The 14,449-nt window shown below is 69.0% G+C and carries 13 protein-coding genes; 3 read left to right on the forward strand and 10 right to left on the reverse strand.

What is annotated here, in order from left to right:
* Positions 1-34: 34 nt before the first annotated feature.
* The 8 genes from RCO38_RS14075 to mdeB form a co-directional block, all read right to left on the reverse strand.
* The gene (locus RCO38_RS14075; RefSeq protein WP_308328966.1) at positions 35-1,384 is read right to left on the reverse strand and encodes a TolC family outer membrane protein; all 1,350 of its coding nucleotides are present in this window, start codon (positions 1,382-1,384) and stop codon (positions 35-37) included.
* A 31-nt stretch (positions 1,385-1,415) separates the two neighbouring features.
* On the reverse strand, positions 1,416-1,763 hold the full coding sequence (locus tag RCO38_RS14080) for a rhodanese-like domain-containing protein (RefSeq protein WP_308328967.1): 348 nt from the start codon (positions 1,761-1,763) through the stop codon (positions 1,416-1,418).
* An 11-nt stretch (positions 1,764-1,774) separates the two neighbouring features.
* A complete protein-coding gene (locus tag RCO38_RS14085; protein ID WP_308328968.1) occupies positions 1,775-2,464 on the reverse strand; it encodes a protein-L-isoaspartate O-methyltransferase family protein in 690 nt (229 codons plus the stop codon).
* A gap of 55 nt (positions 2,465-2,519) precedes the next feature.
* Positions 2,520-5,687 (reverse strand): efflux RND transporter permease subunit, encoded by a 3,168-nt coding sequence (locus tag RCO38_RS14090; protein WP_308328969.1) that lies wholly within the window; start codon positions 5,685-5,687, stop codon positions 2,520-2,522.
* A 10-nt stretch (positions 5,688-5,697) separates the two neighbouring features.
* Positions 5,698-6,885: an efflux RND transporter periplasmic adaptor subunit gene (locus RCO38_RS14095; protein ID WP_308328970.1), complete on the reverse strand. Its 1,188-nt coding sequence runs from the start codon at positions 6,883-6,885 to the stop codon at positions 5,698-5,700.
* A gap of 30 nt (positions 6,886-6,915) precedes the next feature.
* Complete coding sequence (locus tag RCO38_RS14100; RefSeq protein WP_308328971.1) at positions 6,916-7,557, reverse strand: TetR/AcrR family transcriptional regulator; 642 nt, start codon at positions 7,555-7,557, stop codon at positions 6,916-6,918.
* Positions 7,558-7,583: 26 nt separating this feature from the next.
* Entirely contained in the window at positions 7,584-8,195 is a 612-nt protein-coding gene (locus RCO38_RS14105) for a DUF2239 family protein (protein WP_308328972.1), read from the reverse strand.
* A 75-nt stretch (positions 8,196-8,270) separates the two neighbouring features.
* Positions 8,271-10,883 carry an alpha-ketoglutarate dehydrogenase gene (gene mdeB, locus RCO38_RS14110; RefSeq protein WP_308328973.1) on the reverse strand — a complete coding sequence of 871 codons (2,613 nt, stop codon included), beginning with the start codon at positions 10,881-10,883 and terminating at the stop codon, positions 8,271-8,273.
* Positions 10,884-10,990: 107 nt separating this feature from the next.
* Between mdeB and RCO38_RS14115 the strand changes: the two genes are divergently transcribed.
* Entirely contained in the window at positions 10,991-11,473 is a 483-nt protein-coding gene (locus tag RCO38_RS14115; protein WP_308328974.1) for an Lrp/AsnC family transcriptional regulator, read from the forward strand.
* A 34-nt stretch (positions 11,474-11,507) separates the two neighbouring features.
* On the opposite strand, the gene RCO38_RS14120 is transcribed toward RCO38_RS14115, so the two are convergent.
* Positions 11,508-12,986, reverse strand: coding sequence for a potassium/proton antiporter (locus tag RCO38_RS14120; RefSeq protein ID WP_308328975.1), 1,479 nt, complete (start codon positions 12,984-12,986; stop codon positions 11,508-11,510).
* A 132-nt stretch (positions 12,987-13,118) separates the two neighbouring features.
* On the opposite strand from RCO38_RS14120, the gene RCO38_RS14125 reads away from it, so the two are divergent.
* Positions 13,119-13,529 (forward strand): MAPEG family protein, encoded by a 411-nt coding sequence (locus tag RCO38_RS14125; protein ID WP_308328976.1) that lies wholly within the window; start codon positions 13,119-13,121, stop codon positions 13,527-13,529.
* A gap of 1 nt (position 13,530) precedes the next feature.
* Here the strand turns inward: RCO38_RS14125 and RCO38_RS14130 are convergent, their stop codons facing one another.
* Positions 13,531-13,914 (reverse strand): VOC family protein, encoded by a 384-nt coding sequence (locus RCO38_RS14130; RefSeq protein ID WP_308328977.1) that lies wholly within the window; start codon positions 13,912-13,914, stop codon positions 13,531-13,533.
* Positions 13,915-14,083: 169 nt separating this feature from the next.
* Between RCO38_RS14130 and RCO38_RS14135 the strand changes: the two genes are divergently transcribed.
* On the forward strand, positions 14,084-14,449 hold a 366-nt coding region (locus RCO38_RS14135), incomplete at its 3' end, for a GNAT family N-acetyltransferase (protein WP_308328978.1).

The following is a 14,449-nucleotide window of genomic DNA, read 5'->3' on the forward strand; positions in this document are numbered from 1 at the left end:
GCAGCAGTTTATCGCAGCACCGCTGCGGGGAAAGTCAGCGGGCGAGCAGGGTGTTGACCGGCTGCAGGTCCTCGGCCTTGAGCACGCCGCCGGCCTGTTTCAGGCGCAGCTGGCCCACCAGCACGTTGTAGCGCGCCACGGCCAGGTCGCGCTTGGTCTGGAACAGCTGGCTCTGGGCGTTGAGCACGTCGATGTTGATGCGCACACCGACCTGGTAGCCCAGCTTGTTGGCGTCCAGCGCGCTCTGGCTCGACGCCTCGGCCGCTTCCAGGGCCTTGACCTGGCCGGTGCCCGAGACCACGCCGAAGTAGGCGCTGCGGATGGCCTGCGAAATGTTGCGCATGGCCGTCTCGCGGTCGGCGCGCGACTTCTCGACCAGCGCGAGCGCTTCGCGGACCCGGTTCTCGATCGCGTTGCCGGCGTACAGCGGCAGGTTGAACTGCAGGCCGACGCTGGCGTTGTTGGTGCGCACGTTGCCGGCGGTGGGGAAGTTCGCGTTGGGGCCGCGTGCCACCTGGTACTGGCCCACCAGGTCCAGCGTGGGCTTGTGGCCCGCCTGGGCCTTCTGCACCTCGACCTCGGCGATCTCGAAGGCCTTGTCGGCCTGGCGCAGCGCGGGGTGCTGCCTCAGCGCCTGCTCCACCCAGGCCTCGGCACTGACCGGTTGCACCACCGGCAGGTTCACGGGCGTGACCAGAGGCTTCGGGCTGGCGCCGCTGCGCCCGACCAGCTGGTCGAGGGCGAGCTTCTTGACCAGCAGGTCGTTGCTGGCGGCGATCTCCTGGGCCAGCACCAGATCGTAGCGGGCCTGAGCCTCGCGCGAATCGGTGACGGTGGAGGTGCCGACCTCGAAGTTGCGCTTGGCGGCAGCGAGCTGCTCGGCGACGGCGGTCTTCTGGGCCTGCACGAAGGTCAGCGTGTCCTGCGCCGCCAGCACGTCGAAGTAGGCCTGGGCGCTGCGCACCATCAGGTCCTGCTCGGCGGCCTCCAGCTGGGCGCGGGCGATCTCCACCGAGAGCTGGCCCTGCTCGTCGTTGTAGCGGTTGACCGGTCGGTACAGCGGCTGGCTGGCCGAGAGGGTGAGGTTCTGCGAGTTGCTCGTGCGGCTGGTGTCGGTGACGTCGTTGCGGCTGTTGGTCCAGTTGGCCCCCGCACCCAGCCCCGCCTGCGGGCGCAGGCCCGCCTTGGCCTGGTCGGCCTTGGCGAGGTTGGCGTCGTACTGCGCGCGCGCCGCCTGCAGCGTGGTGTCGTAGCCCCGCGCCGCCTCGTACAGCTCTACCAGGCTCTGGGCCTGGGCACCTGTGACGCCCAGCGCGAGGGCGACCGCCAGGCACAGGCGGGGCAGGGCGGGGCGGCGGAGGGCGGAGGACGGGGCAGCGGTCATGAGGTTTCCTTGGGAACGGTGCGCGCTGGGGTCAGTAGGTGGGAACCCCGGGATCGCGTTGCTGGGACCAGGCGTCGATGCCGCCGTGGACGTTGACGACGGCGGTGAAGCCGTTCTGGATCAGGAAGTGCGCCACCTGGGCGCTGCGGGCGCCGTGGTGGCACAGGCAGGCGATGGGTCGGTCGCGTTCGAGTTCGAGGTAGCGGGCCGGGACGCTGCGCATCGGCATGGCCACCAGCTCGAAGCCGTCGGGCCGGACCGAGGCGGTCTGCAGCTCCCAGGGCTCGCGCACGTCCAGCACCACCGGCAGCACGCCGGGTTGCTGTGCGCTGGCGTGCTGCAGCCAATCGTCGAGTTGGGCGGGGTGGATGGCTTGCATGGTGCCGTGGCTCAGAAGGAGAAGCGCGAGGGTTCGGCGAAGTTCCGCAGGCGCGGCGCGATCGTGTCCCAGGGCTGCTCGGTGCGTAAACCGGCGTCGTCCACCCGCGTGACGACGGTGGCGCGCATCATCGGCTCGTGGCCGACGATGGTGATCAGACGACCGCCCTTGGCCAGCAGGGCCAGCAGGGCGGACGGCACTTCGGCGACCGAACCAGCCAACAGGATGGCGTCCCAGGGGCCCTCGGCGGCGCAGGCGGCAAAGCCGTTGGCGGCGGCGTCGGCCACCCGCACCTCGGCGTTGGTGATGCCGGCCTGCTGGAGGTTCTGGCGCGCGGCGCTCGCGATGGTGTCGTCGATTTCCAGCGACACCACGCGCTGGGCCAGGCTGGCCAGCAGGGCGGTGGTGTAGCCGCTGCCGGTGCCGATCTCCAGCACCTTGTCGGTGGCCTTCAGCGCCAAGTCCTGCACCATGCGGGCCTGCACGCGCGGTGCGAGCATGACTTGGTCGGCGCCGCTGCCCAGCGGCAACTCCATGTCGACATAGGCCAGCGCCTTCTGCACGGGCGAGACGAACTGGTCGCGCTTGACGCGGTCGAGCAACTCCAGAACGGCCGGGTCCAGCACATCCCAGGGGCGGACTTGCTGTTCGATCATGTTGAAGCGGGCGCGGTCGAGGCTCAGGGGCGTCGAAGAGGTCATTTTGATACTCCGGTGGGTATGTTAGCCGATCTGTTCCGATTTTACCGAGCGGGGGTCATCGGGCCGCCGACGGCACCGGCGCAAAGCCCAGCCGGCGGCGCACCCAGTTGGCCAGATCGTCCATGTAGCAATAGACCACCGGCACCACGACCAGGGTGAGGATCGACGAGGTGATGACACCGCCGATCACCGCCTGGCCCATGGGGGCGCGCTGCTCGGAGCCCTCGGTGAGTGCGAAGGCCAGCGGCACCATGCCGAACACCATGGCCAGGGTGGTCATCAGGATGGGGCGCAGCCGCACACGGGCCGCCAGCAGCAGGGCGTTTTCGCGGTCCAGCGGCGGCTGGCCCTCAAAGCCTTCCCGGGCCCGGATCGCGAAGTCGACCAGCAGGATGGCGTTCTTGGTCACCAGGCCCATCAGCAACACGATGCCGATGACCGAGAACATGCTCATGGTCGAGCCGAACATCAGCAGCGCAAGCACCACGCCGATCAGCGTCAGCGGCAGCGAGGTCATCAGCGCCAGCGGCTGCAGGAAGCTCTGGAACTGGCTGGCCAGGATCATGTAGATGAAGATGATCGCCAGCGCCAGCGCCGAGACGGCGTAGGCGAAGGACTCCTGCATGTTCTTGGTCGATCCGCCGAACTCGTAGCGGTAACCCGGCGGGAAGCTCATCTGGTCGAGCACCTGGCGGATCTCGCCCGAGACCTCGCCGGCCGAGCGGCCGTACACGTTGGCGCTGATTGCGACCTCGCGGTTGAGGTTGCGGCGGTTGATCTGGTTCGGGCCGGTGGCATCGACCACCTCGGCGATCTGGCCCAGGCGCACCACGCGCGCCGAGCCGTCGGCGTTGTTGCCGACCACGAAGGGCAGTTGCTCCAGGTCGTCGGCACGGGCGCGCTGCTCCGGCGCCAGCCGCACATTGACGTCGTAGCTCTCGCCGTCGGCGGCGCGCCAGTTGCCCACCGTCTGTCCGGCCACCAGGGTGCGCAGGCTGCTGGCGACCGCCGCGCTGCCCAGGCCCGCGTCGGAAGCGATCTCGCGCCGCATCACGATGTCCACCGTGGGCTTGTTGGGCTTGACGCTGGCGTCCAGGTCGACCAGGCCGACGATCGGTCGCACGCGTTCCACCACCTGCGCGGTCAGCCGTTCCAGCTCGGCCAGGTCGTCGCCTTGCAGCGAGAACTCGATCTGCTTGTTGCCGCCCACCGGGTCGAGCAGGCCCGCGTGCGTGACCGTGATGCCGGGCACGGTGCGCAGCCGGTCGCGCAGCTTGGCGGCCATGGCGTCAGCGTTCAGCGTGCGTTCCTTGCGGTCCACCAGACGCACGTAGACGCTGGCGTACATGGTGCCCTGTGCGTTGCCGGTGTTGATGGTCGAGAGCGTGTACTGGACCTCGGGGAACTCGCGCAGGATGGCCTCGACCTGTCTCGTCTTGGCCTCGGTCGCCTGCAGCGAAGAGCCGACCGGCGTGTGGAAAGAGAGCGAAGTCTCGGAGAAGTCGGCCTTGGGCACGAACTCGGTGCCCAGCAGCGGCAGCATGAAGACGCTGCCGACGAACACCGCCAGCGCCAGCGCCATGGTCGAGAGCTTGTGCGAGAGCGACCAGCGCAGCGCGCCCTGGTAGGTGTCGGCCAGCCGGTCCTGCACGTGGTCGAACCAGCCGGTGATGCGGCCGATGGTTTTGTCGTAGAGGCTCACCGGCGCAAGATGTCTTCCGTGCTTCTCGATCTCGGGGTCGTGCCAGACCGAGGACAGCATGGGGTCGAGCGTGAAGCTCACGAACATCGAGATCAGCACGGCCGCGACCATGGTGATGCCGAACTCGTGGAAGAACTTGCCGATGATGCCGCCCATGAAGCCGATGGGCAGGAACACCGCGACGATGGACAGCGTGGTCGCCAGCACGGCCAAGCCGATTTCCGAGGTCCCGTCCATGGCGGCGTCGAACGGCTTCTTGCCCATCTGCACGTGGCGCACGATGTTCTCGCGCACCACGATGGCGTCGTCGATGAGCAGACCCACCGACAGCGTCAGCGCCATGAGCGTGATCATGTTGATGGTGAAGCCGAACAGGTTCATGAAGAAGAAGGTGCCGATCACCGAGATCGGCAGCGTCAGGCCCGTGATCACCGTCGAGCGCCACGAGTTCAGGAACAGGAACACGATCAGCACGGTCAGCAGCGCGCCTTCGATCAGGGTGCGGCGCACGTTCTCGACCGAGACCCGGATCGGCCGCGAGCCGTCGGCAATCGGTTCGAGCTTCACGCCCGGCGGCAGATCGGCTTTCAGCGATTCGACGGCGGCCTTCAGCCCGTCGGTGACCGCGATGGTGTTTTCGTCTTGTGCCTTCTGCACCTGCAGCAGCAGGGTGCGCTGACCGTTGTAGAGCGCCAGGCTCTCGACTTCCTGCGTGCCGTCGCTCACGCGGGCGACCTGCGACAGGTGCACGGGGCTGCCGCCGCGCCGCGCCACGATGATCTGCCCGAAATCCTGCGGGTTCTTCAGGCGCGAGAGCACCTGCACCACACGGTCGCGTTCGCTGGTCTTGAGCGTGCCGACCGGCAGGTCCTGGTTTTCGTTGCGCACCGCCGTCGTGACCTGGTCGGCGGTCACGCCCAGTGCCTCCATGGCGGCCGGATCGAGGTGGATGTTGACCGCGCGCCGGGTACCGCCCACCAGGGTGACCGAGCCCACGCCACGCACGTTCTCCAGCCGCTTCTTGAGTGTCTGTTCGGCCCAGGTGGTGAGTTCAACCGCGGAGGGCGCTTTCTGGGCGGCCACATCCGGCAGAACCGCCACCGACCAGATCGCCCGGCTGGCCGGGTCGAAGCGCAGCACCCGCGGCTCCTTCACGTCGGTGCGGAAGCTCGGCTTGAGAATGGCGATCTTTTCGCGCACGTCGTCGGCGGCCTTGCGGCCGTCGATGTGCAGCTGGAACTCGATGATGACGACCGACTGGCCTTCGTAGCTGCGCGAGGTCAGGGCGTTGACGCCGGCAATCGCGTTGACGGCTTCTTCGACCTTCTTGGTGACTTCCGACTCAACGATCTCGGGCGAAGCGCCGGGGTACTCGGTGGTGACCACGACCACCGGGAAGTCGATGTTGGGGAACTGGTCGACCTTCAGTCGCTGGAAGGCAAACAGCCCCAGCACCAGCAGGGCCAGCATGACCATGGTCGCGAAGACCGGGTTGCGCAGCGAAACGCGGGTGAACCACATGGTGCGGCGCTCAGTTGGCGGCGGCCTTGGCCGGGATCACGGCGGCAGGCGCCGCGAGCTTCACCTCGGTGCCCTCGCGGATCAGGCCGGCCTGCACGCGCAGCAGCTGGGTGCCCGCCGGTGCGGCGGCCACACCGTCGATCACCAGCATGTTTTCACCCCGGTGCTGGCCCTGGCGGCCCAGGCTCACCGGCACATGCGCGACCTTGTTGTCCTGGATCACCTGGATGTAGGGCTGGGGTTTGTCGTTGCGCACCGCCGAGAGCGGCACCGCCAGCGCCCGGAGCTGGCCGGTGACGATCTCGCCCTGCGCGAACAGGCCCTGGCGCATGCCGGCCGTGGCGGGCAGGCGCAGGTAGACCAGCACGCTGCGGCTGCCGGCCTGCACACTGGGGTTGATGCGCGCCACGGTGGCGTCCACCGGCTGGCCCAGACCCTCGACTTTGAGCCGGGCCTTCTGGCCCACCGCCACGCTGGCCGCGTCGGCCGGGGCGAGCGCGGCTTCCAGTTCGAAGCCGCTGAGGTCCACCACCTCCAGGATGCGGGCGTCCACACCCACGCGTTCGCCGTTCTGCACCAGCCGGGCCGAGACCTGGCCCGAGAGCGGCGCGCGCAGCGTGGTGTCGCCCAGCGCCTTGCGCGCGATGTCCAGCGCCGCGACGGCCGCCTGGTGGTTGGCCTCGGCGGCGGCGAGGTTGTTGGTCGAGGTTTCCAGTGCGGTGGCCGAAATGAAGCCCTGCTGCACCAGCGACTGGTTGTTGTCCTGCGCGCGCCTGGCGATCGCCACCTGGGCCAGCGCCGACTTTGCCTGCTGCTCGGCCTGGCGCACGCGGGCCTGGGCCTCGGTGCTGTCGATGCGGGCGACCACTTCGCCTTCCTTGACCGCATCGCCCTCGCGCTTGCTGATGCCCTGCACCTCGCCGGCCACGCGGGCCTTGATGGCGGCGGCCTGCAGCGCGCGCAGCGAGCCCGAGACACCGACCGACTGCGCCAGCTCCAGCGGTTCGACCGTCGCGACGTCCTGCGGCGGCAGCTCATAGACCGGGGCCTTCTGCGCCGCGGCAGCGGCCGCCGTGGCTGCCTCGCTCTGCGCCTTGCGCTTGCCCAGCGCGCGCGCCACGCCCAGGGCGATGGCGATCACGAGCAGGGCGAGCAGCAGCCATTTGATCCAGCCGGAACGGGAAGCGGGTGCGTTCATGGGGCGTCTTGGTGGGCAGTTGTTGTGTGTTCAGGCGCGCACGCGCATGCCGTCCAGCAGCAGGCTGACCTGGGTGTCGAGGAAGGCCTGCGGGTCCAGCCGGTCGCTGGGCGGGCAGCAGGGCGCCATGGAGTGTTTCCACATCAGCAGGAAGATCATGGGCGCGATCAGGCTGTAGACCGCGCTGTCCAGGTCCATCGGCCGGAAGTCGCCGCGGTCGATGCCGCGCTTGAGCACGCGCTTGAGCAGGTCCTTGCCGGGGTCGATCACCTCGTGCTGGTAAAAGCTGGCGATCTCGGGGAAGGTGCCGGCCTCGCTCATCACCAGCTTGGTGATGCCCGAGGCGGCGGTCATGCCGATGCGCTCCCACCAGCTGTTCATGGTGTAGCGCAGCAGTGCCGCGCTGTCGCCGGTGAAGGCGGCCAGTTCCTCGTTCCATTCGCCGAAGCGGCCGGCGATGGTCTCGCGCACCACCGCCTTGAACAGCTCTTCCTTGCTGGGAAAGTAGAGGAAGAGGGTGCCTTTGGAGACGCCGGCGCGCGCGGCGACCTCCTCGACGCGCGTGGCGGCGAAGCCTTTTTCAACGAACAGGGCGAGCGCGGCGTCCAGCAGTTCGCCCGGGCGGGCTTCCTTGCGGCGTTCGCGTTTGGTGGGGGAGAGCGCGGAATTCATCTTCTAATGACTGACTGGTCAGTAGTTTAGTTCCGCACCCCCACCTCGTCAATGCGCGCCAGCAGGCTGCGCAGGTGGGCCGCCACATCGGCCGGCCAGTCCGCCGCCAGCGCGTCCACCCGCGCCAGATCGCCGGCAAACAGTGCCCGGCTGACTTCTTCGTACTGCGGCAGGTCGCCGCACACGATGGACATGAAGCGGTAGGCCGCTTCGGTGGCGCGCCGCTGCGCCTCGGTCGAGCCACCGTCGCGCATGGCCGACTGCACCAGCTTGCGCAGCGCCACCGAGGCGCCTCCGGGCTGGCGCGCCAGCCAGTCCCAGTGGCGCGGCAGCAGGGTGACCTCGCGGGCCGTGACGCCCAGCTTGGGCCGGCCGGGGCCGCGCGGGGTGTCGCTGCCGGTTGCCTCGTCCGGTTCGTCAGCGGCCGGGGCGGGCGGCAGCTGCGCCAGCAACTGGGCGGCGGGTGTTCGCCAGTCCAGTTCGATGCGTTCGCTGGTGACGGCGTCGAGCACCAGCGGCAGCGCCTCGGGCTGGGCCGCCAGGCGCTGCTGCACAGCGGCGATCACGCCGGCCGGCTCGCCAAGGGCCAGCCGGCGATGGTGTTCAAAAACGATCCAGTGTGGAGAAAGCGATGGCATGCGAGCGGTGTCCGAATATTACCCGGGTAAAAGTATAGCTCATTTTTACCCGGGTAATAAGTCGGACCGCCGCCGTCAGGGCGTCGCCGTCCGCAGGGCCATCGCGCGCTCCACGATGCTGGTGGCGTCCACCGCGAAGAAGCGCCGCAGCGCCGCGCGGGTGTCGCTGCGGCCGAAACCGTCGGTGCCCAGGGTGGCGCAGGGCCGCCCGGCGGGCAGGAAGGCGCGCACGCTGTCGGGCACGGCGCGCACGTAGTCGGACACGGCCACGATGGGGCCTCGGGTCTGGCCCAGCAGGCGCGCGATGTAGGGCACGGCGGTGCCGGCCGCGGCGCCTTCGCGCGCCAGCTCGCTCCAGCTGGTGACGCTGACCACGTCGACGCCCAGGCCCTGTGCGGCCAGTTGCTGTGCGGCTTGCCGCACCTCGCCAAGGAGGGCACCCGAGCCCATCAGCGTGACGCCGGGTCCTTCGGCCGGGCCCAGGCGCTCGAACAGGTAGGCTCCCGCGATGACGCCGGCCGCCGCGCCTTCGGGCAGGTCGGGTTGGGCGTAGTTCTCGTTCATCAGCGTCACGTAGTAGAAAACGTCCTGCTGCTGCTCCAGCATCGCTCGCATGCCGTGGTCGACGATGACGGCCAGCTCGCCCGCGTAGGCCGGGTCGTAGGCCTTGCAGTTGGGGATGGTGGCGGCCACGAGGTGGCTGCTGCCGTCCTGGTGCTGCAGGCCTTCGCCGCCCAGTGTGGTGCGGCCAGAGGTGGCGCCCAGCAGAAAGCCGCGGGCGCGCTGGTCGGCGGCGGCCCAGATGGCGTCGCCCACGCGCTGGAAGCCGAACATCGAGTAATAGATGTAGAAGGGCAGCATGGCCAGGCCGTGCACGCTGTAGCTGGTGGCCGCCGCCGTCCAGCTGGCGATGGCGCCGGCTTCGCTGATGCCTTCTTCGAGGATCTGGCCGTCCTTGGCTTCGCGGTAGCTCAGCACCGAGCCGATGTCCTCTGGCGCGTAGCGCTGGCCCACGCTGCTGTAGATGCCGACCTGCTTGAACAGGTTGGCCATGCCGAAGGTCCGCGCCTCGTCGGCAACGATGGGCACCAGACGCTGGCGGAACCCGAGGTTCCGTGGGCCGGGCGTGTCGTCCTTGAGCAGGTTGCCCAGCATGCGCACGAAGGCCATGGTGGTGCTCATTTCCTTGCCGCCGGCGGCGAGGGCGAACTGGCCGTAGCTGTCCAGGGATGGCACGGGCACCGCCTCGCAGGCGGTCTCGCGGCGCGGCAGGTGGCCGCCCAGGGCGGCGCGGCGCGCGTGCAGGTACTGCATCTCGGGGCTGTCGGCCGCGGGTTTGTAGAAGGTGAGGCTTGTGGCCTGCTCATCCGTCAGCGGCAGGTTGAAGCGGTTGCGGAACTCGATGAGGTCGGCGTCGTCCAGTTTTTTCTGGCTGTGCGTCGTCATCTTTCCCTGCCCCGCTTGTCCCATGCCATAGCCCTTTTTGGTGTGGGCCAGGACCACCGTCGGCTGCCCCTTGTGGGCGGCAGCGGCGGCGTAGGCGGCGTGAATCTTGACGAGATCGTGTCCGCCGCGTTTGAGGCGGTCGATCTGCTCATCGGTCATGCCCTGGGCCAGGGCGGCCAGTTCGGGGTTCTGACCGAAGAAATGTTCGCGGTTGAAGCGGCCGTTCTTGGCCGCAAAGGTCTGCATCTGGCCGTCCACCGTGCCCTGGAGGGCACGCACCAGGGCGCCGCTGTGGTCGCGCGCGAACAGGCCGTCCCAGTCGCTGCCCCAGACCAGCTTGATGACGTTCCAGCCGGCGCCGGCGAACAGGCGTTCGAGCTCGTCGATGATGCGGCCGTTGCCGCGCACCGGGCCGTCCAGGCGCTGCAGGTTGCAGTTGACCACCCAGACCAGGTTGTCCAGCCGCTCGCGGGCGGCAAGGGTCAGCGCCGACATGCTCTCGGGTTCGTCCATCTCGCCGTCGCCGAACACGCCCCAGACCTTGCGACCCGCGCAGTCGAGCAGGTGCCGGTCGCTCAGGTAGCGCATGAAGCGCGCGTGGTAGATGGAGCTGATCGGCCCCAGGCCCATGGAGCCGGTGGGGAACTGCCAGAAGTCGGGCATCAGCCAGGGGTGCGGGTAACTGGAGAGGCCGCGCGCGCCGTGTTCGGGCGCCACGATTTCCTGCCGGTAGTGCGCCAGGTCGGCTTCGCTCAGGCGGCCTTCCAGAAACGCGCGGGCGTAGACGCCGGGGGCGCTGTGGGGCTGGAAGAACACCAGATCGCCGCCATGGCGGTGGCTGCGCGCGTGGAAGAAATGATTGAAGCCGGACTCGAACAGGTCGGCCGCGCTGGCGTAGCTGGCGATGTGGCCGCCCAGTTCGCCGTAGGCCTTGTTGGCGCGCACCACCATGGCCAGTGCGTTCCAGCGCATGAGCGAGGCCAGCCGCTCTTCAATGGCGAGGTCGCCCGGGAACGGGGGCTGGTCGTCCACCGCGATGGTGTTGACATAGGGCGTGTTGCGCTCGGGCTGCCACCCCACGCGCTGCTCGTGCGCCAGGCGGGCCAGCTCGTCGAGCATGGTGCGGGCGCGCGCCGGGCCCTGGGTGGCGATGAGCGAGCGCAGGGCATCGCGCCACTCCTGGGTTTCGGCCGGGTCGAGGTCGGGGCTGTCCTGGTGCGGGTGGTCGGTGCGGCTGCTCAAGGGTATTTCTCCGGGTGTGCACAGGACTGTAGGCAAGCCGCACGCGCATGTGTTGCCGGACTTGCTGAACAATCGGGCCTCCCACAGCACGATGTACCGCCGATTCAATGAAAAGCAGCGCAAACCACCTGGACGCCACCGACCGCCGGATTCTGGAAGAGCTCCAGCGGGACGCCAGCCTCTCGAATGTGGAGCTCGCCCGCCGCGTGCACCTCTCACCCTCGCCCTGCCTGGCCCGGGTGCGCGCCATGGAAGCCAGCGGGCTGATCCGCCAGTACGTCGCCCTGCTCGACGCCGGCCAGCTCGGGCTGCACCTGAACGTGTTTGTCTCCATCAGCCTCAGGCAGCAGAGCCGCAAGGCGCTGCAGGCCTTCGAGGAGCGCATCACGCTGCGCGAGGAGGTGATGGAGTGCTACCTGATGTCCGGCGACGCCGACTACCTGCTGCGCGTGGCCGTGCCGGACATGCCGGCGCTGGAGCGCTTCATCCTCGAACAGCTCTCGCCCATCGCTCAGGTCGAGAAGATCCGCTCGTCGTTTGCGCTCAAGCAGGTGCGCTACAAGACGGCACTGCCGCTGGCGCCGACCTGAATGCCTGAAACTGCGGGTGGGCGCCCGGCCGGCCTCAGCCCAGCCGGATGCCCACCCGCGTGATGCGTCCGCCTTCGAGCGCGCGCACGCTCAGCTCCGCCGCGCCGAGCATGGCGCTGTCGCCTTCGACGGCGGGGCGGCGCAGTTCCTCGCGCATCCAGGTCGCCACATCGGTCGGCGCGTCGGGCGGCACCGGCAGGCCATAGAACGCGCAGAGGGTGTCCATCGGGGTCGCACCGTCGATCACGAAGTCGCCGAACACCAGGCGGTTCGCCCGCAGGTCGTCCGGCTCGGGCATCGCAAGGCCCAGGCGCCTTGCACTCCAGGCAATGGTGGAGCCCTGCAGCAGCAGGGAGGTGAGCACCACGACGAAGGCGACATTGAAAAAGGTCTGGGCGCCCGGCACGCCCGCCATCAGCGGGAACATGGCCAGCACGATGGGCACCGCGCCGCGCAGGCCCACCCAGGAGACGAACACGATCTCGCGCGGCGGAAAGCGCAGCGGCACCAGGCAGAGCGCCACCGCCAGCGGCCGCGCCACCCCCATCAGCACCAGCGACACGCCCAGCGCCGGCCCCAGGGTGGGCAGCAGCTGCGACGGCGTGACCAGCAGGCCCAGCAGCAGGAACATGCCCGCCTGCGAGAGCCAGGCGTAGCCGTCCATGGCCGAGAGCGAGGAGCGCACCTGCCGCCGCGCCCGGTTGCCCGCGATCACGCCCATCGCGTACACCGCCAGAAAACCCGAGCCACCCAGCCAGGTGGTGGCCGCGAACACCGTCAGCCCGCCCGAGACCAGCAGCAGTGCGCGGATGCCGCCACCGCCGTCCACGCCCCGGCCCAGACGCTTGAGCAGCTCCGCCATCGCGAAGCCCGCACCCAGTCCCAGTGCCCCGCCCCAGCCGAACTGCAGGGCCAGCGAGCGCAGCACCTCCAGCGTCGACAGCCCGGCACCCGAGCCGTTGGTGGCCGCCAGCGCAACGCCGATGAAGGCCAGCGTCAGGTACACCGCCATCGGGTCGTTCATGCCGGACTCGATCTCCAGCGTCGCGGCCACGCGCTCGTTCAGCCGCACGCCCGAGGACTTGAGCAGCGAAAACACCGCGGCGGCGTCGGTGGAGCCCACGATGGCGCCCACCAGCAGCGCCATCGCCCAGGACAGGTCCAGCAGCCAGCGCGCCGCCGCGCCGGTGATGCCCGCGCTGAGCACCACGCCCAGCGTGGCCAGCAGCAGCGAAGGTTTCAGTCCGGTGCGGAAGGTGTCGAAGTCGGTGCGCAGCCCGCCATCGAGCAGGATCACTGCCAGCGCGATGTTGCCCACCCAGAAGCTGAGCCGGAAGTCGTTGAACACCAGACCACCCGGTCCGTCTTCGCCGGCCAGGACGCCCGCCAGCAGGAACACCAGCAGGAAGGAGAACCCGGCCCGGGTCGAAACCACGCCGGCGAGCACGCTGACGAATACCAGCGCTGCGGCGACCAGCAACGGCAGGGCGAGGAAGTCGAGCGAGAGGGCCATGGCCGCAAGCTAACAGAATGTGTGCCCGTGTGGGGTTGGGGGCTGCCAGTCTGGGGTTGCGGGCTACAGTACGTCTGGCTGCGTGGTCCCCCGGAGGCAAGTCGCCTGCGCCAGCAGCCGGGAGTCCGCACCATGACTGCCACACTGCAAGCGCTTCTCGGATTCATCGCCTGGACCCTGTGCCTGCTGGTGCTCATGGAAGCCATACGGTCCTGGCTCGTGCTGAGCGGCAAGGTGCCCGCCAACGGCTTCAACCCAGACAACTCCAACCTCTCGCCCTTCATGCAGCGCCTGGCCCGCGCGCATGCGAACTGCCTTGAAGGACTGCCCGTCTTCGGCGGGCTCATGCTGGTTGCCATAGCCGCGGATCGCGCGGCCGTCACCGACCCGCTCGCCTGGGTGCTGCTGGGTGCCCGCGTCGTCCAGTCGTTCATCCACCTCGCGTCGACCTCGCCGGCCGCCGTCAGCGCGCGGTTCACCGCGTTCGCGGTGCAGATGGCGATTGCGGTGTACTGGGTGTTCGGGCTGCTCGGTGCCCGCTGAACTACGCGGGAAGGTCCTCGTGCAGGCAGAGGTAGTTGCCCTCGGTGTCCTTGAACCAGGCGGCCTTCTCGGCGCCGAGCACGCAGACGTGGTTCACCGTTTTCAGCCCTGGGAAGTCGTAGTCCTCGAACACCACACCCGAGCGTTTCAGTGCCTCGATGCTGGCGGCGATGTCGCTGACCTGGAAACTGATGGCGGTGTGGTCGGCCTTGGTGCCATCGGGTTTGGGGAACAGGGCCAGCGTGGTGCCACCGACCGAATAGACGAACTTGCCGTCGGGTTTGAACCCGCCCGGTGCCAGCCCGAGACAACCCTCGTAGAACGCCCGTGCGCGGTCGATGTCTTTCACGGGCAGCATGGTGGTGACAGAAGCAGTGGACAACATACACAGTCCTTTCGCTCGAACCGGCCGCGACCAGCCGCCTGGCGCCCGCCAGGCCACCGGGCCGGCGCCACAGCATAGGCCTTCGGCTGCGCCGGCGCCAGTGGCCCTCATCGGGAAGCGGCGTGTTGTCACCAGTACCATGCCGTCTCCCCACCACAGGAGCACCGGCATGCAACCGGCCACCGAGCTCACCACCATCCGGCTCACACCCTCGGACACCGACCTGGCGCTTCGCCTGCTCGATGTGTTCAGCCAGGCCTTCGATGACCCCGACACCTACGACCGCGCGCGGCCCGGGCCGGATTACCTGCGCCGCCTGCTGGGCTCCGAGACCTTCATCGCGCTGGCCGCTGTGCAGGGCGACGAGGTGGTGGGCGGGCTGGCCGCCTACGAACTGCACAAGATCGAGCAGGCGCGCAGCGAGATCTACATCTACGACCTGGCCGTGCGCGCCAGCCATCGCCGCCTCGGCGTGGCCACCGCGCTCATCCGCCATCTGCAGGCACTGGCCCGGCAGCGCGGCGCCTGGGTGGTG

Source organism: Hydrogenophaga pseudoflava (genome assembly GCF_031020795.1).
Classification (GTDB): domain Bacteria; phylum Pseudomonadota; class Gammaproteobacteria; order Burkholderiales; family Burkholderiaceae_C; genus Hydrogenophaga; species Hydrogenophaga pseudoflava_A.

Coding starts and splice junctions, on each gene's coding strand:
- RCO38_RS14125 (WP_308328976.1), top strand. CDS start 13,119: ATGACTGCCACACTGCAAGCGCTTCTCGGATTCATCGCCTGGACCCTG.
- RCO38_RS14130 (WP_308328977.1), bottom strand. CDS start 13,914: ATGTTGTCCACTGCTTCTGTCACCACCATGCTGCCCGTGAAAGACATC.
- RCO38_RS14075 (WP_308328966.1), bottom strand. CDS start 1,384: ATGACCGCTGCCCCGTCCTCCGCCCTCCGCCGCCCCGCCCTGCCCCGC.
- RCO38_RS14120 (WP_308328975.1), bottom strand. CDS start 12,986: ATGGCCCTCTCGCTCGACTTCCTCGCCCTGCCGTTGCTGGTCGCCGCA.
- RCO38_RS14105 (WP_308328972.1), bottom strand. CDS start 8,195: ATGCCATCGCTTTCTCCACACTGGATCGTTTTTGAACACCATCGCCGG.
- RCO38_RS14085 (WP_308328968.1), bottom strand. CDS start 2,464: ATGACCTCTTCGACGCCCCTGAGCCTCGACCGCGCCCGCTTCAACATG.
- RCO38_RS14095 (WP_308328970.1), bottom strand. CDS start 6,885: ATGAACGCACCCGCTTCCCGTTCCGGCTGGATCAAATGGCTGCTGCTC.
- RCO38_RS14100 (WP_308328971.1), bottom strand. CDS start 7,557: ATGAATTCCGCGCTCTCCCCCACCAAACGCGAACGCCGCAAGGAAGCC.
- RCO38_RS14090 (WP_308328969.1), bottom strand. CDS start 5,687: ATGTGGTTCACCCGCGTTTCGCTGCGCAACCCGGTCTTCGCGACCATG.
- RCO38_RS14080 (WP_308328967.1), bottom strand. CDS start 1,763: ATGCAAGCCATCCACCCCGCCCAACTCGACGATTGGCTGCAGCACGCC.
- RCO38_RS14115 (WP_308328974.1), top strand. CDS start 10,991: ATGAAAAGCAGCGCAAACCACCTGGACGCCACCGACCGCCGGATTCTG.